Origin of the sequence: Nocardioides sp. (genome assembly GCF_036274455.1) — a bacterium.
GTDB lineage: Bacteria > Actinomycetota > Actinomycetes > Propionibacteriales > Nocardioidaceae > Nocardioides.
In genome coordinates, this window is sequence record NZ_DASUFR010000160.1 from 23,689 (window position 1) to 43,688 (window position 20,000).

Below are 20,000 nucleotides of genomic sequence, written 5' to 3' on the forward strand. Positions count from 1 at the left end.
ATGGCCCCATGGGCACACCGGTGATCGTCGAGGCCGTCCGGACGCCGCTGGGCAAGCGGAACGGCTGGCTGGCCGGCGTCCACCCGGCCGCCCTGCTGGGCTTCGTTCAGACCGAGGTCCTGCGCCGGGCCGGGGTCGACCCCGACTTCGTGGACCAGGTGGTCGGCGGCTGCGTGACCCAGGCCGGTGAGCAGTCCAACGACATGGTCCGCCGGGCCTGGCTGTACGCCGGGCTCCCCCAGCGCACCGGCGCCACCGCGATCGACGCCCAGTGCGGGTCGGGCCAGCAGTCGGCCCACCTCGTGCACGACATGGTCGCCGCCGGCACCATCGACGTCGGCGTCGCGTGCGGCGTCGAGTCGATGTCCCGGATCCCGCTCGGCGCCAACGTGCCCGCGGGGCTGGGCGACCCGCGTCCCGACGACTGGTCGATCGACATGCCCAACCAGTTCGAGGCCGCCGACCGGATCGCGGCGCGCCGAGGCCTGACCCGCGCCGACCTCGACGCGTTCGGCCTGGCCTCACAGCAGAAGGCGAGGGTGGCGGTCGACGAGGGCCGGTTCAAGCGCGAGCTCGCGCCGTACACCACGGCCGACGGCGTCGTCGACGCCGACCAGGGGCTGCGGGACACGACGCTCGAGGGGCTCGCGGCCCTCGACCCGGTGCTGCCCGAGGGGCTGCACACCGCCGGCACCTCGTCGCAGATCTCCGACGGCGCGTCCGCGGTGCTGGTCATGGACGAGGACCGTGCGCGGGCGCTCGGCCTCGCTCCGCGGGCGCGGATCCGGGCCCACTGCCTGGTCGGCTCCGATCCCTACTACCACCTCGACGGCCCGATCGAGGCCACCCAGAAGCTGCTCGACCGGACCGGCATGGCCATCTCGGACTTCGACCTGTTCGAGGTCAACGAGGCCTTCGCATCGGTGGTGCTCTCCTGGGCCGGCCAGCACCGCGTCGACCTGGACAGGGTCAACGTCAACGGCGGCGCCATCGCGCTCGGGCACCCGGTCGGCTCCACCGGCACCCGCCTCATCACCACCGCGCTGCACGAGCTGGAGCGGCGCGACGCGAACCTCGCGCTCATCTCGATGTGCGCGGGTGGTGCGATGGCGACGGGCACCGTCCTGGAGCGGGTGTAGCCCCTACCTGTCCGGAGCCTGCACGTCGCAGGCACGATTCGGTCTCGGGCACTGCCGAAGCCTTGCCCGCACGCGGTGCTGACAAGAGGGTGAGCCCATGCGCCCCCTCCTCGTCGTGGCCGGCAGCGCCGCGCTCGTGCTGTCGATGGCCGTCGTACCCGACCCGGCGACCGGTCACCCGTCGCCGCCGCCCGCCCCGAGGGCCGAGCGGAGGTCCGCGGCCGACGACCTCGGCTTCTACGACGCACGCCGGTCGGGCACCGGGGCTTCGGTCCGGCGCTCGGTCCCCGCCGGCGGGCTGCTCGAGACCGACCCGGCCACCGGCACCGTCCGCATCGTGGAGAAGCTCGACGGCTACCTCACCGGGCCGTCCCGGAAGCCGGCCCGCGCCGTCGCCCTCGGCTACGTGCGCCGCCACCTCGCCGCGCTCGGCCTCACCTCCGCCGACCTGCGGACCTTCGACTTCCATCGCGACTACGTCGACATCGAGGGCACCCACCACCTGTCCTGGACCCAGGAGATCGGAGGCACGAAGGTCTTCGACGCCGGCCTCCAGGCCGCGGTCACCCGGTCGGGGCGGCTCCTGGTCGTCTTCGGGTCACCGGTGAGCAGGGCCGCCGCGCCGGCGGTCGCGACGCCGAAGCTGGCCGGCGCGGGCGACGCCATCGCAGCCGCGCGCCGCGACGGTGGCGAGACGTCGACCGCGCCCGGACCCGACGACGAGGCCGAGCCGGTCGTGTTCGTGGCCGACGGGACCAGCCACGCCGCCTGGCAGACGACCACGATGTCCGCCGAGCAGCCGACCCTCGCAGTCTTCGACGCGGTCACCGGAAGGCTCCTCTACCGCCGGCCGCTGGCCCAGGACCAGCACAGCCGCGGCACCGCGGTGGAGTACTTCCCCGGGGCGCCCCGCGGTGGCACCGCGCGGCACGTCGACTTCACGGCCCGGGGCTGGCTGCCGGCCGGCGCGCGCAAGCTCTCCGGCAACAACTCGCACACCTACTCCGACGTGAACGACGACCAGGTGGCGAACCCGAGCGAGGAGGTGCCGCCGCTGAGGAACGGCACCTGGAGCTATCCGCTCACGCCGTTCCACCTCAAGGGCGTGCGGTTCTGCGACAACCCGTACCCGTGCACCTGGAACCCGGACAAGCCGTTCTCGTGGCAGGTCAACCGCAAGCAGAACGCCACCCAGGTCTTCTTCTTCGTCAACAACTGGCACGACCACCTGATGCGGGCGCCGATCGGCTTCACCGAGGCGGCGGGCAACTTCCAGGCGAAGAACCGCACCCACCTCGGTCGCGGCCAGGATGCCGTCAACACCCAGACCGACGACGGTGCCGCGATCGACCACGGCCTGCCGGACCCGGCGCACGTCGACAACGCCAACATGGCCACGCCTCCCGACGGCAAGGCGCCGCGGATGCAGATGTACCTCCAGCACACGCCCGGTACGTCCTACCCGAAGGGCGACCCGTTCGCGCCCACCGACGTGGGCGACGAGGCCGACACCGTCTACCACGAGTACACCCACGGCCTGTCCAACCGGCTCGTGGTCAACGCCAACGGCCAGTCGACCCTGGGCTTCGTCCAGGCCGGCGCGATGGGCGAGGCGTGGAGCGACTGGTACGCCATGGACTACCTGGTCGACCAGGGACTCCAGAAGGACGACCCGAGGAAGGTCGACGTGGTGCTGTTCCAGTTCGACGGCGCCGGGGTCGCCCTCGACCGCACCGAGCCGATCGACTGCCCGGTCGGCTCGACGGCCACCCGCTGCAACGGCGGCTCGACCGGTCACCGCGGCGGGTACACCTACCGCGACTACGCCAAGGTGCTCGGCGGCCCCGAGGTGCACTCCGACGGCGAGATCTGGGCCCAGACCCTGTGGCAGCTGCGCGCCCGGCTCGGCTCGCGGGCCACCGAGTCGCTGGTGACGCGGGCGATGGAGCTGGCACCGCACGACCCGTCGTTCCTCGACATCCGCAACGCCATCCTGGTCGCCGACACGGCCGTCTTCGGGGGCCGCCACCACAGCGCCATCTGGAAGGTGTTCGCCGCCCGCGGCATGGGCTTCTTCGCCGGCTCGTTCGGCGGCGAGGACGCCGCACCGGGAGCCAGCTTCGCCCGGCCCCCGGCCGGACACGCGACGGGCCGGATCACCGGAGTCGTCACCGACCCAGACTCGGGCCAGCCGGTCGCGGGCGCCGTGGTCACGCTCGCCTTCCAGGGTCGCGGGCTGGTGAACCCGTCCACGGTCACCGACGCGCAGGGGCGCTACTCCCTCGGCCACGTGCCGCGTGGTCACTACGCCAAGCTCGAGGCCGACTCGCCCGGCTACCTGCCCGTCCGGGCGGCGGTCACGGTGGGCAAGGGCAGCACCCGTCGCGACTTCTCCGCGCGGCGCGACTGGGCGGCCACGGCCGGCGGTGCCACCGTCGCGGAGTTCACCGGCACCGACCACACCGCCGGCGGCTGCGGCCCGGCCGCCGCGCTCGACCTCAGCCAGGTGAGCGGGTGGAAGACCGCGGCCGCGGCCGACGAGGCCACGCCGAGCAACGTGTTCGTGCCCAAGCACCTCACCGTGAAGCTGCCGCGGCCGGTCGACCTCAAGCAGCTCGCGGTCGACCCGACGGCAACCTGCTTCGACGGGGCCAGCGCCTCGACCAGCGGCTACCGGATCGAGACCTCACCGGACGGCACGACCTGGACGACGGCCAACCAGGGCACGTTCACCGCCGGCGACCTCGGCCGGCTGAACATGCTGACACCGACCGCGGGCACGACCGCCGTGCGGTTCGTCCGGTTCACGATCCTGGGCAACCAGGTGCCGGACTTCGGCACCGACTGCCCCGGCGCGTTCACCGGCTGCCTGCATGCCGACCTGACCGAGCTGGAGGTCTACGGCACGCCGAACCCGTGACCTACCCGGTGTAGGGAGCGACCATCGCCTCGGTGACCACCCGGGTCGCGTCGGCGATCTGGTAGCCCTCCGCGCCCTGGTCCTCGCCGCCACCCAGCCGGACCACCACGGTGTCGCTGCGCGGGTCGACCAGCACCACCTGGCCGCCGAGCCCCTGGGCCGCGAACAGCTCCGGCCGGGCCTTCGGGGCGAGCTGGTCCGGGCCGTCGGTGTTCAGCCACCACAGCAGCCCGTAGGAGACGTTGAGCGGCTGGGAGGGCCGGCCGGTCGCCTCGCGCACCCACGCGCCCGGCACCAGCTGGCGGCCGTCCCACCGGCCGTCCTGGGCGAACAGGGTCCCGAACCGCGCCAGGTCGGGGCAGGTCGACTGCATCCCGAAGAAGACGTTGGTGGAGTGGCCGCTGTCGTCCTCGGTCAACCGGGTGTGCTCCATGCCGAGGGGTCCGAAGAGCCGCTCCTCGGCGAAGCCGGCGGGGTCGGTCCCGGTGGCGCTCCGGAGCACGGCGTCCAGGGTCTGCACCGCCGCGTTGTTGTAGACCCAGACGGTGCCCGGCTCCTCCTGCTGGTCGAGGGCCACGGCGTACGCCGTCCGGTCCGAGGTCTCGATGAGCTCGCTGTAGTCGCTCTCCTCGCTCCAGAACCGGCCGCTGACGCCGGACAGGAGCTGGCGCACGGTGACCGGCTCGGACGACGTACCGCGCCAGCTGTCGATGTAGGTCGACGCGGCGTCGTCGATCGACAGGTCACCGTCGGCCTGGGCCAGCCCGACGAGGGTGCTCGTCACCGACTTCGTGACCGAGTAGACCTCCTGCGGGCTCTCGGGCCCGCCGCCGTTCCAGTAGCGCGCGAAAACGACCTTCCCCTGCCGGGAGACCAGGAAGCACGTCGAGCCGAACGCCGCTGCGTCGTCGGCGAGCCGGTCCAGCGTCTCGGCGTCGAAGCCGAGGTCGATGGGCGTCGCGGTCGGCAGGCCGCCGGACTCGATCGGTCCGACGCCACCCGTGGTGGTGGCCGCGCACCCGGCGAGCCCCAGGAGTGCGACGGCCGTGACGACACGGCTCCTCATGCTCCGACGCTAGGGACGACCGCGCTCGCGAACGAGGGTCGGAAGTCCGTCGCCCGCGGGACTTCAGGCGCCGTAGACGGGCTCGGGCGCCGGTGCGTCCGCGAGCAGCGCGCGCAGCGCAGGCCCGACGGCTGCCGCCTCCCACCGGCTGCCGTTGTCCCGCGCGGGGCCGTGCCGCCAGCCGGTCTCCACGGTGAGCGTGCTGCCGTCGATCTCGATCACCCGGCCGGTGATGTCACCGGCCTCCACCGACGCGAGCCAGGCCACGACGGGCGAGTTGTCCTCGGGCAGTGCCATCTGTGAGGTGTCGAACGCGCCCTCGGTCATCCGGGTCCGGGCGACCGGTGCGATCGCGTTGACCGTGACGCCGTACCGCCCGAGCTCCTGGGCCGCGACCAGGGTGAGCCCGGCGATGCCCGCCTTGGCCGCGGAGTAGGTCGCCTGCCCGACCGAACCCTGCAGCCCGGCGCCCGAGCTGGTGTTGATCACGCGGGCCGCGCGCTGCCGGCCCTCCTTCGACTCGGTGCGCCAGTAGGCGGCCGCGTGCCGGAGCGGCGCGAAGTGGCCCTTGAGGTGCACGCGGATGACGGTGTCCCACTCCTCCTCGGAGGTGTTGACGACCATCCGGTCGCGGACGAACCCGGCGTTGTTGACGAGGACGTCGAGTCCGCCGTAGGTGTCGACCGCCTGCCGCACCATAGCCGCGGCCTGCTCGAAGTCGGCCACATCGGCGGCGTTCGCCACGGCCCGGCCGCCGGCGGCCTCGATCTCGGCCACGACCTCGTCGGCCGGTGTCTCGCCGGTGCGCTCGCCGGCCGGCGAGACCCCGAAGTCGTTCACCACGACCGCGGCACCGTGCCTGGCCAGCTCGAGCGCGTGCGCGCGTCCGATGCCCCGGCCGGCTCCGGTGACGATCGCGATCCGACCCTCCAGCAGGCTCATGTGGACCCGGCCCCGGCCGAGAGGAACACCGGTGGCTCTCCCCCGCCGTGGCACTCGACCCGGGCGCCGGACACGTAGGACGCCAGGTCACTGGCCAGGAACACCGCGACGTTCCCGACCTCCTCGGGCCGGGCCATCCGGCCGAGTGGGATGGTCCGCTCGATGGCGGCGACCCGGTCGTCCCCGCCGTAGTGGTCCGCGGTGTCGTCGGTGCGGCACAGCCCCACGTCGATCGAGTTCACCCGCACCTTCGGAGCCCACTCGACCGCCAGCGACGCGGTCAGTGAGTCGAGGCCGGCCTTGGCCGCGCCGTAGGCAGCCGTCCCCGGAGACGGGCGGGTGGCCGAGACCGACGAGACGTTGACGATCACGCCCCCACTCTCCTGCTGCTGCATCACCGCGTTGGCGGCCTGCGCGCAGCCGAGCGGAGCGAGCAGGTTGAGCCCCACCACCTTGTCGTGGAACCGAGGTGAGGCGTCCGCGGCCGGAGCGTACGGCGCTCCGCCCGCGTTGTTGACCAGGACGTCCAGCCGCCCGTGGCCGGCCACGACCGCCGCCACGAGCGCCGCGACCGCGTCGGGGTCCCGCACGTCGCAGAGGTGGTGGTCCACGACCTGAACCCCGGGGCTGACCTCGGAGCGCGAGCAGGTGACCACGTGCGACCCCGCCGCCGCGAACGCCTCGGCGATGCCCAGGCCGATCCCGCGGGTGCCGCCGGTGACGAGCACGACCCGACCGGTCAGGTCGATCGTCAGGGCCATGGCTGCTACCCTACCAAGCAAATGCTTGGTTGTCCGAGCCGCTGGCCCTGGGCGCGGAGATCCGGCGCACAGAGATCCGGGGCACAGAGAGGAGCCGCCGATGGCCGTCCGCAGCGAGCTGCGCCCCGAGGGCATCCGGCTCGTCACGATGGACGCTCCCCCGGTCAACGCGCTGACCGTGCAGGGCTGGTTCGACCTCGCCGCGGCCCTCGACGAGGCGTCCGCCGACGCGGACACCAGGGTCGTGGTGCTGAGGGCCGAGGGCCGCGGCTTCAACGCCGGCGTCGACATCAAGGAGATGCAGCGGACCCGCGGCTTCGACGCGCTGATCGGTGCCAACCGTGGCTGCTACGCGGCGTTCAAGGCGGTCTATGAGTGCGCGGTCCCGGTGGTCGCGGCCGTGCAGGGCCACTGCCTGGGCGGCGGTGTCGGCCTGGTCGGCAACGCGGACTGCGTCGTGGCCAGCGACGACGCCTACTTCGGCGTGCCGGAGGTCGATCGGGGCGCCCTCGGCGCCGCCACGCACCTCGCCCGGCTGGTCCCGCCGCACCTGATGCGCACGCTCTACTTCACCGGCCGCACCATCAAGGCCGCCGACCTGCTCCCCCATGGCAGCGTGCTCGAGGTGGTGCCCCACGACCGGCTCGACGAGGCGGCGCTGGGGGTCGCCGGCGAGATCGCGGCCAAGGACCCCCGAGTGATCCGGGCCGCCAAGGAGGCGCTCAACGGCATCGACCCGGTCGACGTGAACCGGAGCTACCGGTTCGAGCAGGGGTTCACCTTCGAGCTCAACCTCTCCGGCGTGAGCGACGAGCTGCGCGACCGGTTCGTGCAGGGCGAGCGGTGACGAAGGGGCCCCGCGACAAGCGGATGACCGTCGACGAGGTCGTGGCGACCCTCGAGGACGGCATCACCCTGGGGATCGGCGGCTGGGGAGCGCGACGCAAGCCGATGGCGCTGGTCCGGGCCATCCTCCGCTCCGACCTGAAGGACCTCACGCTGGTCAGCTGGGGCGGGGCCGACGTGGGGCTGCTGGCCCGCGCGGGCAAGCTCCGCAGGCTCGTCTACGCGTTCGTCTCGCTCGACTCCATCCCGCTGGAGCCGAACTTCCAGCGCGCCCGCCAGCTCGGCACCATCGCGGAGGTCGTCGAGCTCGACGAGGGCATGTTCCAGACCGGGCTGTACGCCGCCGCCCAGCGGCTGCCGTTCCTGCCCATGCGGGCCGGGCTCGGCTCGGACGTGCTGGTCAACAACCCGTGGATCAGGACCGTGACCAGTCCCTACGACGACGGGCAGGAGCTGGTCGCCGTGCCCGCCCTCGAGCTCGACGTGGCACTCGTGCACCTCAACCGCGCGGACCGGCACGGCAACGCGACCTACCTCGGCCCGGACCCCTACTTCGACGACCTCTTCTGCATGGCCGCGGACCGTGCCTACGTCTCCTGCGAGGAGATCGTCGACACCGCGGGGCTCAGCGTCGACGCCCCCGTCCAGCGGCTGCTGGTCAGCCGGATGATGGTCGACGGGGTGGTCGAGACACCGAACGGCGCGCACTTCACGACGTGCACGCCCGACTACGAGCGCGACGAGCGGTTCCAACGTGCCTACGCGGCGGCAGCCGGCGGCACCGAGAAGGAGTGGGCGGCCTTCGAGCAGCGCTTCCTCTCCGGCGACGAGGCGGCCTACCAGGCCGCAGTGGCTGCCTTCGCCGAGGAGGCCGAGGGATGACGCCCACACGCGCGGACGTGTGCGCGGCCGCCATCGCGGACGCCTTCGTCGACGACGGCGAGCTGTTCGCCAGCCCGATGGGGCTGCTGCCGACGCTCGGCGTCCGGCTCTGCCGGCTCACCCAGAACCCCGACCTGGTCATCTCTGACGGCGAGTCGCTGTTCCTCGCCTCTCCCCCACCGCTGTCCGCCCGCGGCGACGTCGTCGAGGGGTGGATCCCGTTCCGGCGGGTCTTCGACGTCGTCGCCAACGGCAAGCGGCACGTGATGATGGGCGCCAGCCAGGTCGACCGCCACGGCAACCAGAACATCTCCGCGATCGGCGACTTCTCGCGGCCGACCCGCCAGCTGCTCGGCTCGCGCGGGGCGCCGGGCAACACCGTGAACAACCGGACGTCGTACTGGGTCCCGAAGCACTCCCCGCGCGTCTTCGTCGAGCAGGTCGACGTCGTCTCGGGAGTCGGGCCCCAGCGCGCCCAGGCGGCCGGCCCGGCGGCGTCCCGCTACCACGACATCCACCGGATCGTCTCCGACCTCGCGGTCCTTGATATCCGGGGACCGGACGACACGCTCCGGCTGCTGTCGCTGCACCCTGGCGTGACCCTCGACGACGTACGCGCGGCGACCGGGTGCGACCTCACTCTGCCCGACTCGGTGCCGGAGACCCGGCTGCCGACCGCCGAGGAGCTCGTCCTGATCAACGAGGTGCTCGACCCGCACGGGCTGCGGTTCAAGGAGGTGCCCGACCGGTGACCCCCCAGCTGCTGCGCACCTCCTTCACCGACCTGGTCGGCGTCCGCCACCCGGTCGTGCAGACCGGCATGGGCTGGGTGTCCGGGCCGCGACTGGTGACCGGGACTGCCAACGCCGGCGGACTGGGCATCCTGGCCGGCGCCACGATGACCGTGGACCAGCTCGAGCAGGCCATCCTCGAGGTGAAGAGCCGCACCGACCAGCCCTTCGGCGTCAACCTGCGCGCCGACGCCGGCGACGCCGGCGAGCGGTGCGACCTGCTGATCCGCCACGGCGTCAAGGTCGCGTCGTTCGCGCTCGCGCCGAAGCCGGAGCTGATCGGGAGGCTCAAGGACGCCGGTGTTGTCGTGATGCCGTCCATCGGCGCGGCCCGGCATGCCGTCAAGGTGGCCGGCTGGGGCGCGGACGCAGTCATGATGCAGGGCGGCGAGGGCGGTGGCCACACCGGACCGGTGCCGACGACGCTCCTGCTGCCGAGCGTGCTCGACGCCCTCCACGACGCCGGGGCCGACATCCCGGTCGTGGCGGCGGGGGGCTTCTTCGACGGCCGGGGCCTGGCCGCGGCGCTGTCCTACGGCGCGGCCGCGGTCGGGATGGGCACCCGGTTCCTGCTCACCCGCGACTCCACCGTTCCGCAACAAGTAAAGGAACTTTACTTGACGACCGACCTCACCGGCACGGTCGTGACCACCAAGGTCGACGGCATGCCGCACCGGATGCTGCGCACGCCGTTCGTCGAGGAGGTCGAGGCGGCATCCGCCCTCCGCCGGTTCGGCGCGGCGGTGCGGCGGACCCGTCGGTTCAAGCAGGAGAGCGGGATGAGCTGGCTCCGGCTCGCCCGCGACGGCCGGGCGATGCGCACGGCGCAGGGCCGCACCCTCGCCCAGCTGGCGCTTGCCGCCAACACCCCCACCCTGCTCCGGGCCGCGCTGGTCGAGGGTGACACCGGAGCCGGCATCCTCGCCTCCGGGCAGGTCGTCGGCGTGATCGACGACGTCCCCAGCTGCGAGGAGGTGGTCGACCGCATCGTCGCCGGCGCCGTCGAGGAGCTCGGCCGGGCGTCGCGCTGCATGGTCTAGCCAGTTTCGAGCGACACCCCCGGAAGTGCGTGCGTCCGGGACCCCGGCCTGCGAGATTCTCCCAGGTTCTGTAACCCCTATCCAGGAGACACGTTTCGTGAACAAAGCCCTGCGCAGGGTCGGGTCGGCACTCTCGCCGCTCGCCCTCCTCGTCGCCCTGCTCGCCCTCGTCGCCAGCGCGGCCGGTGTCGGCTACGCCGCCGGCCAGATCGGCACCAGCGACATCAAGAACAACGCCATCACGGCGAAGAAGATCAAGAAGAACGCCGTCACCGCCAAGAAGATCAAGAAGAACGCGGTGACCGCCGACAAGGTCAAGGACGGCTCGCTGGGTGCGGCCGACATGGTCGCGGAGGAGCAGCAGCACGCCGCCACCCTGCTCAACGGCACCGAGGGTGACTGCATCTGGCAGGGCGGTGCCGCCCTCGCGCCGGGCCTGGGCGGACCGACCTACCGCAAGGACCGGTTCGGTGTCGTGCACCTCAGCGGCATCGCGGTCGGCATGAACGGTCCCGGTGGCGACGCGGTCTGCGACTCCAGCGCCCCGGGTCAGGCCTCCGACGCCATCGTCTTCACGCTGCCGGCCGGCTACGTCCCGGCGAAGACCATGATCGTCGGTGACCTGAGCTCGGGCGGCACGATCATCGTCGGTGCGGCCGGGCTGATCAGCGGCCCGTTCGTCCTGCCGCCCGGAGCCGTGGCCGCCAACGTCGCCGGCGCCCCGGTCCTCCTGGACTCCGTCACCTTCGACCCGGCCGGCTCGAGTGTCGTGCTGCCCAAGATGGCCGCCTCGGGGCGGGTGAACGGCAGCCTGGCCAGGGCCATCGGCCTCGGCTGAGCAGCGTCGAAGCACCAACGTCGTAGCACCAACGTCGTAGCACCAAGGAGGTGGCCGGCCCGGTCGAGACCGGGCCGGCCATCTCGCTCCGGTGCACTGTCAGCGGTCCGTCGCGAAGAACACCCGCAGGTCGCCGACGACCAGCTCAGGCACCTCCAGCGCGGCGTAGTGGCCGCCCCGGTCGAACTCCGACCAGTGCACGATGTTGTCGTTGTCGCGCTCGGCCAGCGGCCGGATGGTCTGGAAGTCGTCCTTGAACACCGCGACGCCGGTCCTTCCGTGGCTGACCTGCGCCTCGGCCCCGGCGTGTGCCTCCGCGTAGTGGTAGCGGACCGCGTTGGCAGCGGTGTTGGTGAGCCAGTAGAGCGACACCTGGGTGAGCACCTGCTCGGGTGAGACCAGGCTGGTGCCGTTACCGAAGTTCTCGAACAGCTCGTTGTAGGCCAGCTGGCCGACCGGGGAGTCCGCCAGCGCGGCGGCGATCGTCTGCGGCCGGGTGCCGTTCATCTGGTTGTAGCCGCCGACCGACTGGAACCAGCCGAGGAACTCCAGCGCGGCGTACTCCTTCGGCCCGAAGCTCTCGAACTCCGCCGGGTCGCCGGACGGGAAGGAGAACAGCTGCAGCACGTGCGCCCCGAGGAATCCCTCCGGGTCCATCACCGCGAGCTCGCGGGAGACCAGCGCTCCGCCGTCGCTGCCGTGGGTGCCGTACGACGAGTAGCCCAGCCGCCGCATCAGCGCGTCGTAGGTCCGCGCCACCCGGGCCATCGTCCAGCCGGCGCCGACCAGTGGCGTCGAGAAGCCGAAGCCGGGCATCGAGGGCACCACAACGTGGAAGGCGTCCTCGGCGCGGCCGCCGTGCGCCACGGGGTCGGTGAGGGGCCCGATCATGTCGAGGAACTCGGCGAACGAGCCCGGGTAGGTGTGCAGGAGCAGCAGCGGCGTCGCGTCCTCGCGCGCCGAGCGGACGTGGACGAAGTGGACGGTCTGGCCGTCGATCTCGGTCACGAAGTTGGGCACGGCGTTCATCCGGGCCTCCTGCGCGCGCCAGTCGAAGCTCTTCCAGCGCTCGACCATGTCCTGCAGGTAGGAGACCGGTGTGCCGTACTCCCAGCCGTCGCCCGGCGCCGGCGTGGCGTATCGGGTGTGGTCGAGGCGGCGGCGCAGATCCGCGAGGGACTCCTCGGGGATCGTGATGGTGAACGGGCGGACCTCGGTGTGGTCGGGGTTCTCGGTGTCGTGGGTGGTGGTCATGGCGCTACGCTACGAACGCTTTAGGAACGTTTTCTTCCTAGAATCCACGCGACTTTCGGAGTGCTCTCGATGGCGGACACCGCGGCCCGGATGCTGGCCCTGCTGGGGCTGCTGCAGGCCCGTTCGGACTGGTCCGGCGCCGAGCTCGCCGAGCGGCTGGGCGTCTCGGACCGGACCGTCCGCAACGACGTCGACCGGCTGCGCGGCCTGGGCTACCCCGTCGACGCGGTGCGCGGTCGGCACGGGCGCTACCGGCTCGGCGCGGGCACCAAGCTGCCGCCGCTGCTCCTCGAGGAGGACGAGGCGGTCGCGGTCGCGATCGGGCTGCGCGCCGGCACGTCGGTCCAGGGCATCGAGGAGACCAGCGCCCGGGCACTGGCCAAGCTCGAGCACGTCCTCCCCCACCGGCTGCAGCGCCGCGTCAACGCCCTGACGGACGCGGTCAGCGCCGGGCCGGAGAACACCGGCTCGAACGTCGACGACCCCGTCGTCGACCCGGGGCTGCTGGCCGAGGTGGCGGCGGCCGTCCGCGACCACGAGGAGATCCGGTTCGACTACCGCGACGGCCGCCACCAGGTCGAGCCCTACCGGCTGGTGAGCTGGCAGCGGCGCTGGTTCGTGGTTGCCCGCGACGCCGGGACCGACAGCTGGGCGCCGTACCGCCTCGACTGGCTGGACCTGAAGCGGCCCGGCGGCCGGCGGTTCACGCCGCACCCGCTGCCGGGCGGGGACTACACGTCCTTCGTGCTGCGCGAGGTCGCCTTCTCCGGGTGGGAGCACCACGCGCGGATCGCCGTCGACGCACCGGCCGAGGAGGTGCTCGCCCGCATCAACCCGACCGTCGGTGTGGTCGAGAGCGTCGACGCGGACCACTGCGTGCTGGTGACCGGTGGCGACAGCATCGAGATCATCGCGGTCTACATCGGCATGCTCGGCCTGGACTTCCACGTCACCGAGCCGCCGGCGCTGGTGGAGGCGGTGGCGGTGCTCGGCGAGCGGTATCGAAACGCGGTGTCCCGTGATACCAGGGGTGGTATCATGGACGGGTGGCGATGACGCTCCGACTGAACACGGACCTCGATCGCGCCTTGACCGAGCGCGCACGACGCGAAGGGCGCTCGAAGCAGGAAGTGGCACGCGCGGCCATCGAGGCCTACGTCGAGCACTACACCAGACGAGAGCTCCTGGACCTCGTCCTGGACACCGAGCTGCCGCGCTATGAAGACGCACTGGACCGACTCGGTCAGTGATCTACCTCGACCTGGACGACCTGCTGCACATCGCCGAACGCGTGCTGGGCCGCCCACCCGAGATCCGCGACCTCGGGCTACTCGACGCGGCGGCCGCACGCCCTCGGACGACGGTCTACAGCCAGGACGCGTATCCCACCCTGGAGACGAAGGTTGCCGCGCTCCTCCACTCCGTCACCCGCAACCATGCTCTGGTCGACGGCAACAAGCGACTCGGGCTGGCAAGCACGATCGCCTTCCTCGGTCTCAACGGACACCGACTGACCTTGACCAACGATGACGCGTACGAGCTCGTGATGGCGGTCTCCACCGGAGTGCTCGACGAGGTCTCGGAGATCGCCGATCGAATCAGCGCTGCAATCGAACCATGGGACGAAGGCTAGCGGCGGCCGTCGCCGTGCTGGCTGCGCTCACCTGAGCGACTTCTGGAACTGCAGCTCCCGCCCCATGACCCGGTAGCCGATCGCCTCGTTGACGGCGATCATGAAGTCGTTGGACTCGGCGTTCCAGGTGCTGATCTCGGTGATCTGGGGCTGCTCGTCGCGCAGCCAGAGGTTCATGTCCGTCTTCAGCAGCAGTCCGAGCCTGTGGCCGCGGTGCGCCGCCACGACCGAGGTGTCGCCCTGCTCGGCGTACTGCGGCCGCTCGCCGTCGACCTCCACGACCGAGTGACCGGCCAACTCGCCGGTGCCGCGGTGCCGGGCCACGGTGCGGAAGATCCGGTTGCCGCGGTCGAGCTGGGCCGACTCGTAGGCGCGCATCCGGTCGGCGGTGAAGACCTCGTCCTCGATGTCGAGGTCGTCGGTAGGGGCGTCGTTGATCGCACTGGCCATCACCGCGAGCTCCTCGAGCTCGTCGTCGGGCGTGCGGCCCGCTCGCCGGATCACGTCGTACGCCGACGCCGCGGCCGCCGCCTCCTTGTGCAACCGCTCGATGTCGCCCCAGTCGACCTCGGCCAGGTGCTGCCGGCGCTGGATGGCCGCGCTCTTCTGCTCGAACCCGTGCCTGGCCGCGAAGCCGCGTGTGCTCTCGTCGTCCCAGCCGTCGATGCCGGCCGAGGTGCGTCCACGCGCCTTCACCTCGTCGACCAGCACCTCGAGCATCGCGGTGCCGTGGCCGCGGCGCCGGTGGTCGGGGTGCACCTGGACGCCGGTCCAGGCCAGGTGGAGGTTGTCGTAGTCGGTGGTGCCGACCCGGCCGACGGCGACCGGGAGGTCGCCGTCGAGGCCGACGTAGGGCGCCTCGACCTCGCCGTCCCAGCCGTGGCGGAACCGGCCTTCCACGCCGCTGAGCGTGTCGGGGTGCTGCCAGGGCGAGTCGACCGCCCTGGCGGCGTTGACGACCTCGACGTACTGCTGCAGCCGGTCGGTGTCGTCCGGACCGAACCGGTGGATCTCCATGGACCAAATGTCACGGCGCGGCGAGCCGGGCGCCACCCATTAACTCCAGCGCGGGGAGGGCCGCCTCCAGCCGGTCCCGCTCCTCGGCCGGCAGCTCGGCCAGCCGGCGGCGCAGGGCGGCGACCCTGATCTCTCGTCCCGAGGTCAGCAGCGCGGCGCCGTCGTCGGTCATCGCGACCACCTGGGCTCGGCCGTCGTCGGGGTCCGGATCGCGGACCACCAGCCCCTCGGCCTCCAGCGCGTTGACGATCCTGGTCATCGACGGCGCGGTGACGGCCACCGCCTCCGCGAGCGCGCCGATCCGCTGGGGGCCCAGCTGGTCGAGGCTCACCAGCACGCCGAGGCCGCCGGGGCCGATGTCCGACCTCGGCGCCTCCTGGCGCAGCGCGCGGACCACCCGGCCGATGGCGACGTAGAGGGAGACCGCGAGATCGGGGTCGGCCATGTCAGTCCTCCTCGTGCACGTAGTGCGCTCCGGCGAGCGCCGAGGCCACCGCCGCGACCAGGCTCATGATGGCCGCCGCGAGGAAGACCACCACCAGCCCGTCGTGGAACGGCTGTGAGATCAGGTCCGGGAAGAACTGCTTCCCGGTCAGCGTCGCTGCGTGGTCGGCCGGGAGCCGGTCGAGGGTCCCCGACGGCTCGAGGAGGGTCTGGATCGGGTTGTAGCCGAGGAACGACGCGAACAGCGAGCCGACCGGCGGGAGGTCCGCGACCTGCCCGGCGACGTCGGCGGGCACCCCCTGCGCGGTCAGCCCGGACCGCAGCGAGGTGGGCAGGCTGCTGGCCAGCCCGGCGATCATCAGCGAGAAGAAGATGCCGATGGAGAGCGCGCTGCCGGAGTTCATGAACGTGCCTCGCATGCCGGAGGCGGCGCCGCGCTGGTCGGCCGGGACGCTGTTCATGATCTGGGTGGCGTTGGGCGCGGCGAACAGGCCCGACGCGATCCCGTTGACCAGGAGCAGCAGCGCGAAGACCCAGTAGTCGAAGTCCACCGGGATCAGCAGGAAGCCGACGAAGGTCGCCGCCACCAGTACCAGCCCGCCGGTCGCGAACAGCCGGGCGCCGTACCGGTCGGAGAGCCGGCCCGCCAGCGGCCCGGCCACGAGGAACCCGACGGTCAGCGGCAGCAGGTAGATGCCGGCCCACAGCGGCGTGGACTCGTAGTCGTAGCCGTGCAGCGGCAGCCAGATCCCCTGCAGCCAGATGATGAGCATGAACTGCATGCCGCCCCGCGCGGTCGCGGCGAGCACGCTGGCAAGGTTGCCCGCCGCGAACGGCCGGATCCGGAACAGGTGCATGGAGAACATCGGGTCGGCCACGCGGTTCTCGATCACCACGAACGCCACCAGGAGCAGGACGCCGCCGACGAGCCCGGCCACCACCCAGGGGTTGGTCCACCCGGTGGCATGGCCGCCGTACGGCTGGATCCCGTAGGTGATCGCGACCAGGACCGCGGTGAGGCCGACCGCGAAGGTGAGGTTGCCCCACCAGTCCATCTGGGAGGTACGCCGGGTGCCGAGCTCGCGGAGCGAGTGGTAGCCCCACACGGTGCCGAGGATCGCGATCGGGACGCTGACCCAGAAGACCGCCCGCCAGTCCCACTCCGAGAGGAGGCCGCCGACGACCAGACCGATGAACGAGCCCGCCACGGCGGCGACGTTGTTGATGCCGAGCGCCATCCCGCGCTGGTCGGCCGGGAACGCGTCGGTGAGGATCGCGGTCGAGTTGGCGAAGATCATCGCCCCGCCGACGCCCTGGACGACGCGGAACACGATCAGCCACATCGCGCCCTGTCCCTGCTCGAGCGGGTCCAGCGAGAGCGCGACCGACGACAGCGCGAAGACGAGGAAGCCGAGGTTGTACATCTTGACCCGGCCGTAGATGTCGCCGAGCCGACCCAGCAGCACCACGAGCACGGCCGAGACGACCAGGAAACCCATGATCATCCACAGCAGGTAGCTCACGTTGCCGGGCTCGAGCGGGTCGAGGTGGATGCCGCGGAAGATGGCCGGCAGCGAGATCAGCACGATCGAGGCGTTGACCGTCGCGAGCAGCATGCCCAGCGTCGTGTTCGACAGCGCGACCCAGCGGTAGTGCGGGTGCTCCGCGTCGAAGCGGCTGGCGCGGACGCGGCGGCTGGGCTCGGTGGTGGTCACTGACCCCAGATTACTTGTCCTTGGCTAACTATTTTTGGTGGGGCCACGTGGACGGAGGCCGCCACCCCGTGCAGGGTGACGGCCTCCGCTTCCTCGCAAGGGATCAGCTGACCGACAGCGCCGCGTCGTCGATCAGGAACGACGTCTGCAGCGAGACGTCCTCGGACCCACTGAAGGTGAGCGTCACCGTCTGCCCGGCGAACCCGGAGACGTTGAACGACTTCTGGGCGTACCCGGAGCTCTTGTTGAGGTTGGAGTACGTCGCCAGCGTGGTCGAGCCCAGCTTCACGGTGAGCTTGTCGTAGGCCACCGACGTGGTGGTCTCCGCCGTGTCGATGTGGAGCCAGAAGCTCAACGTGTAGGTCGAGCAGCCTGCCGGGATGCTCACCGACTGGTTGATCGCCTCGGTGTGCGTGCTGCCGTACCCGTCGAGGTAGGTGGCGCGCGTGCCGGAGTGCGCCGGCTCACCGTAGGCGGACCAGTTGCCGATGGAGCCGGTGCTGCCGGTCCACGGCGAGGTCCCCGACTCGAAGCCGGGGTTGCCCAGCTTCTGGCCCGGCGACGAGCACCCGCCGCCACCGCCACCGGAGATGGTGAAGGTGAACGTCGTCGACCCCGAGCCGCTCGACCCCGTCGCGGTCGCGGTCACGTTGTAGGTGCCGGCCGTGGTGGGCGTGCCCGAGACGGTGCCGGACGACGAGCCGATGGTGATGCCCGGCGGCAGCCCGGTCGCCGACCAGGTGTAGGACCCGGCCGGGCTCGCCGACAGCGTGAACGACGAGATCGCCGTACCGACCGTCCCCGTCTTGTTGCCCGGGCTGGTGACGGTCACGCCACCGCTCGTCGTGCACGTCGGGTCGGCGGACTGGGCCGGCACCGACACCGCGTTCCACGCCGCCTTGACGGTGTTGAACTCGGTGCAGCTGCCCGGGAAGAGGTTCTTGGCCGCGGTCAGCGTCCAGGTGCGGTACTTCAGGTACGACGACGAGCTGGTCTTGAGCAGCATCGCGTTGTACATGATCTGCTCGGCCTTCTGGATCCCGAGCCCGGTGATGCTGGTGCTGTTGCACGTCGGGCTCGTGGGCTGCCCGTTGGTCGGGTTGGTGCCCATGGCCAGTAGGTAGAACCAGTGGTTGCCCGGGCCGGCGGCGGCGTGCACCTCGCCGTTCGGGATCGAGGAGTCGTAGCAGTTCTTGTCCCCCGCGAGCGACGGGTTGTACATGTAGCGGATCGGGCCGGAGCCGACCAGGTTGACCATCTCGCCGACGGTGAAGTCGGGCCGGTCGACGGCGTTGTTGGCGTACCACTCGGTCGCGGCGCCGAAGGTGTCGGCGACGAACTCCTGGGTGCCCGCACCGGAGATGCCGCCCGGGGTGTGGTCGTCGACGCCGTGGCCCTGCTCGTGGCCGAGCACGTCCAGCACCGGGATCCACTGGTTCTGGGTGTTGTGGCCGATCTGGACCTGGGTGCCGTCGTAGTAGGCGTTCTCGTCGTTGAGGCCGATGCGGATCGGCCAGCCGCCGCCGCTGCCGTTGAACGAGTTGCGGCCGTCCCAGGCCGCGAGCATCTTGTTCTCCTGGTCCTCGACGTACATCGCGTCGACGCAGCCGGTCTCCCGGTCGGTCTTCGAGCCGTTGCCCCAGACGTCGTCGGTGCCCGTGAACGTCGTGTTGGTCGACGCGTTCTGGCACCTGATCGTCGGGTGGGCGGGGTCGGTCATCGAGAAGCTGCTGCCCGACCCGCTGGTCGGGATCGTCACCGGGTCGCCGTCGTAGGCCGAGTGCCCGGTGCCGTCCATGACGTGCTCCTTGGCGGTGAGGTAGCGCCCGGTGTGCGCGTCGACGTAGACCGACCGGCGCGAGGGCTCGCCGTGCCTGCGGCCGGTGACCATGGTCTCCCAGGCCAGCCGGGAGCGCTTCTGCTGCAGCACCACCAGCCGGGTCCGACCGAGCTGTGCGTGGCGCACGCCGTGCCTGCTGACCGAGCGTGCCCGCGCCTTCGTCACCGTCGCCCGGACCGAGTGCAGCCTGACCTGCCGGGTCTGCGCCACGCTGGTGGTCAGGATCTTGCCGTTGGCGTCGGTCGCCACGACGAAGTCACCGCCGACGACAGGGAGGCCGCGGTAGGTGCGCTCGTAGGGCACGTAGTGGAGCCCCATCGAGCTCACCACCTTGCCCGCCCTGAACGCGTCGTGCCTGCCCGCCTTCAGCACCGCCGGCTTGGTGTGGACCAGCCGGTCCGCGGAGGCGGCAGCGGCGGCCTTTCCACCGCCGTGCGGTGCGGGCTTGACCGCGACGCCCTTGGACGGTGCGGTCCGGTCGGGGTGGTGCGCTGGGGTTGCGCCGGCGCCGGTGGGCGCGAGCACGGCCATCGCCGTGACGAGGGCACCCACTGTGATCGGCACAGCGACGCCCCCGGTGACGAGTCTTCTTCTCACCCGAGAATCTCCTTGTGAAGGGCTCGATCGAGCCACTGGATGGAAGGTGCCTGGGTTCCAGGCAGGCTCCAGCCCCGGGTGACGGACCGCCCGAGAATGGATCCGGTCTGGAATCTCCACCCGCGCAACATGTCCGGTCAATGGGGCAAAGTTGCGAAAAGGTGCGGTGCAGAGATGTGCAGTTTTCGGGCCGATCGGCGAAATCGATCGTCGATCGGCTCGGCGACCGCCGGTCTCGGCAGCGCCGACGCCGGAGGGTGCCGGATCCGTCCTAG

Annotated in this window: 18 protein-coding genes; 10 read left to right on the forward strand and 8 right to left on the reverse strand. The window is 71.5% G+C overall.

Annotated features, from left to right (window positions below; genetic code table 11):
- Positions 1 to 8: 8 nt before the first annotated feature.
- Complete coding sequence (locus VFV89_RS15935) at positions 9 to 1,139, forward strand: steroid 3-ketoacyl-CoA thiolase (RefSeq protein ID WP_329706942.1); 1,131 nt, start codon at positions 9 to 11, stop codon at positions 1,137 to 1,139.
- A gap of 97 nt (positions 1,140 to 1,236) precedes the next feature.
- Positions 1,237 to 4,059: a M36 family metallopeptidase gene (locus VFV89_RS15940; protein ID WP_329706943.1), complete on the forward strand. Its 2,823-nt coding sequence runs from the start codon at positions 1,237 to 1,239 to the stop codon at positions 4,057 to 4,059.
- A gap of 1 nt (position 4,060) precedes the next feature.
- On the opposite strand, the gene VFV89_RS15945 is transcribed toward VFV89_RS15940, so the two are convergent.
- The 3 genes from VFV89_RS15945 to VFV89_RS15955 all read right to left on the reverse strand — a co-directional run bounded on the left by VFV89_RS15945 (position 4,061) and on the right by VFV89_RS15955 (position 6,828).
- Complete coding sequence (locus tag VFV89_RS15945; RefSeq protein ID WP_329706944.1) at positions 4,061 to 5,125, reverse strand: serine hydrolase; 1,065 nt, start codon at positions 5,123 to 5,125, stop codon at positions 4,061 to 4,063.
- Between the two features lie 63 nt (positions 5,126 to 5,188).
- The gene (locus VFV89_RS15950; protein WP_329706945.1) at positions 5,189 to 6,067 is read right to left on the reverse strand and encodes an SDR family oxidoreductase; all 879 of its coding nucleotides are present in this window, start codon (positions 6,065 to 6,067) and stop codon (positions 5,189 to 5,191) included.
- Entirely contained in the window at positions 6,064 to 6,828 is a 765-nt protein-coding gene (locus VFV89_RS15955) for an SDR family oxidoreductase (protein ID WP_329706946.1), read from the reverse strand. Before VFV89_RS15955 ends, VFV89_RS15950 begins: the two co-directional genes overlap by 4 nt.
- Before the next feature lie 100 nt (positions 6,829 to 6,928).
- Here VFV89_RS15955 and VFV89_RS15960 point away from each other — a divergent pair, with 100 nt between their 5' ends.
- The 5 genes from VFV89_RS15960 (at position 6,929) to VFV89_RS15980 (ending at position 11,225) form a co-directional block, all read left to right on the forward strand.
- Positions 6,929 to 7,675, forward strand: coding sequence for an enoyl-CoA hydratase family protein (locus tag VFV89_RS15960; protein ID WP_329706947.1), 747 nt, complete (start codon positions 6,929 to 6,931; stop codon positions 7,673 to 7,675).
- A complete protein-coding gene (locus tag VFV89_RS15965; RefSeq protein ID WP_329706948.1) occupies positions 7,672 to 8,556 on the forward strand; it encodes a CoA transferase subunit A in 885 nt (294 codons plus the stop codon). The genes VFV89_RS15960 and VFV89_RS15965 overlap by 4 nt, the downstream gene beginning before the upstream one ends.
- On the forward strand, positions 8,553 to 9,308 hold the full coding sequence (locus VFV89_RS15970) for a CoA-transferase (protein ID WP_329706949.1): 756 nt from the start codon (positions 8,553 to 8,555) through the stop codon (positions 9,306 to 9,308). Before VFV89_RS15965 ends, VFV89_RS15970 begins: the two co-directional genes overlap by 4 nt.
- On the forward strand, positions 9,305 to 10,387 hold the full coding sequence (locus VFV89_RS15975) for an NAD(P)H-dependent flavin oxidoreductase (protein ID WP_329706950.1): 1,083 nt from the start codon (positions 9,305 to 9,307) through the stop codon (positions 10,385 to 10,387). The genes VFV89_RS15970 and VFV89_RS15975 overlap by 4 nt, the downstream gene beginning before the upstream one ends.
- Before the next feature lie 97 nt (positions 10,388 to 10,484).
- Positions 10,485 to 11,225 (forward strand): hypothetical protein, encoded by a 741-nt coding sequence (locus tag VFV89_RS15980; protein ID WP_329706951.1) that lies wholly within the window; start codon positions 10,485 to 10,487, stop codon positions 11,223 to 11,225.
- 99 nt (positions 11,226 to 11,324) lie between these two features.
- Here the strand turns inward: VFV89_RS15980 and VFV89_RS15985 are convergent, their stop codons facing one another.
- Positions 11,325 to 12,479, reverse strand: a complete 1,155-nt coding sequence (locus VFV89_RS15985) for an epoxide hydrolase family protein (RefSeq protein ID WP_329706952.1) — start codon at positions 12,477 to 12,479, stop codon at positions 11,325 to 11,327.
- Positions 12,480 to 12,548: 69 nt separating this feature from the next.
- Between VFV89_RS15985 and VFV89_RS15990 the strand changes: the two genes are divergently transcribed.
- Genes VFV89_RS15990 through VFV89_RS16000 form a run of 3 tightly spaced genes read left to right on the forward strand, consistent with a single transcriptional unit; the run spans position 12,549 to position 14,112 of the window.
- Positions 12,549 to 13,535 carry a helix-turn-helix transcriptional regulator gene (locus tag VFV89_RS15990; protein WP_329706953.1) on the forward strand — a complete coding sequence of 329 codons (987 nt, stop codon included), beginning with the start codon at positions 12,549 to 12,551 and terminating at the stop codon, positions 13,533 to 13,535.
- The gene (locus tag VFV89_RS15995) at positions 13,532 to 13,729 is read left to right on the forward strand and encodes a CopG family transcriptional regulator (RefSeq protein WP_329706959.1); all 198 of its coding nucleotides are present in this window, start codon (positions 13,532 to 13,534) and stop codon (positions 13,727 to 13,729) included. Before VFV89_RS15990 ends, VFV89_RS15995 begins: the two co-directional genes overlap by 4 nt.
- Entirely contained in the window at positions 13,726 to 14,112 is a 387-nt protein-coding gene (locus VFV89_RS16000; RefSeq protein WP_329706954.1) for a type II toxin-antitoxin system death-on-curing family toxin, read from the forward strand. Before VFV89_RS15995 ends, VFV89_RS16000 begins: the two co-directional genes overlap by 4 nt.
- Positions 14,113 to 14,139: 27 nt before the next feature.
- Here VFV89_RS16000 and VFV89_RS16005 read toward each other — a convergent pair whose 3' ends face one another.
- The 4 genes from VFV89_RS16005 to VFV89_RS16020 all read right to left on the reverse strand — a co-directional run bounded on the left by VFV89_RS16005 (position 14,140) and on the right by VFV89_RS16020 (position 19,725).
- Complete coding sequence (locus VFV89_RS16005) at positions 14,140 to 15,129, reverse strand: GNAT family N-acetyltransferase (RefSeq protein ID WP_329706955.1); 990 nt, start codon at positions 15,127 to 15,129, stop codon at positions 14,140 to 14,142.
- A gap of 10 nt (positions 15,130 to 15,139) precedes the next feature.
- Positions 15,140 to 15,574, reverse strand: a complete 435-nt coding sequence (locus tag VFV89_RS16010; protein WP_329706956.1) for a MarR family transcriptional regulator — start codon at positions 15,572 to 15,574, stop codon at positions 15,140 to 15,142.
- 1 nt (position 15,575) lies between these two features.
- A complete protein-coding gene (locus VFV89_RS16015; RefSeq protein ID WP_329706957.1) occupies positions 15,576 to 17,288 on the reverse strand; it encodes an MFS transporter in 1,713 nt (570 codons plus the stop codon).
- Positions 17,289 to 17,391: 103 nt separating this feature from the next.
- Positions 17,392 to 19,725: a M4 family metallopeptidase gene (locus VFV89_RS16020; RefSeq protein ID WP_329706958.1), complete on the reverse strand. Its 2,334-nt coding sequence runs from the start codon at positions 19,723 to 19,725 to the stop codon at positions 17,392 to 17,394.
- Positions 19,726 to 20,000 lie beyond the last annotated feature (275 nt).

What these genes read in the sequence shown, in the direction of transcription:
- VFV89_RS15940 (WP_329706943.1), top strand. Translation starts at nt 1,237, where the DNA reads ATGCGCCCCCTCCTCGTCGTGGCCGGCAGCGCCGCGCTCGTGCTGTCG.
- VFV89_RS15945 (WP_329706944.1), bottom strand. Translation starts at nt 5,125, where the DNA reads ATGAGGAGCCGTGTCGTCACGGCCGTCGCACTCCTGGGGCTCGCCGGG.
- VFV89_RS15995 (WP_329706959.1), top strand. Translation starts at nt 13,532, where the DNA reads ATGACGCTCCGACTGAACACGGACCTCGATCGCGCCTTGACCGAGCGC.
- VFV89_RS15950 (WP_329706945.1), bottom strand. Translation starts at nt 6,067, where the DNA reads ATGAGCCTGCTGGAGGGTCGGATCGCGATCGTCACCGGAGCCGGCCGG.
- VFV89_RS15955 (WP_329706946.1), bottom strand. Translation starts at nt 6,828, where the DNA reads ATGGCCCTGACGATCGACCTGACCGGTCGGGTCGTGCTCGTCACCGGC.
- VFV89_RS15935 (WP_329706942.1), top strand. Translation starts at nt 9, where the DNA reads ATGGGCACACCGGTGATCGTCGAGGCCGTCCGGACGCCGCTGGGCAAG.
- VFV89_RS15985 (WP_329706952.1), bottom strand. Translation starts at nt 12,479, where the DNA reads ATGACCACCACCCACGACACCGAGAACCCCGACCACACCGAGGTCCGC.
- VFV89_RS16005 (WP_329706955.1), bottom strand. Translation starts at nt 15,129, where the DNA reads ATGGAGATCCACCGGTTCGGTCCGGACGACACCGACCGGCTGCAGCAG.
- VFV89_RS16010 (WP_329706956.1), bottom strand. Translation starts at nt 15,574, where the DNA reads ATGGCCGACCCCGATCTCGCGGTCTCCCTCTACGTCGCCATCGGCCGG.
- VFV89_RS15960 (WP_329706947.1), top strand. Translation starts at nt 6,929, where the DNA reads ATGGCCGTCCGCAGCGAGCTGCGCCCCGAGGGCATCCGGCTCGTCACG.
- VFV89_RS15990 (WP_329706953.1), top strand. Translation starts at nt 12,549, where the DNA reads ATGGCGGACACCGCGGCCCGGATGCTGGCCCTGCTGGGGCTGCTGCAG.
- VFV89_RS15970 (WP_329706949.1), top strand. Translation starts at nt 8,553, where the DNA reads ATGACGCCCACACGCGCGGACGTGTGCGCGGCCGCCATCGCGGACGCC.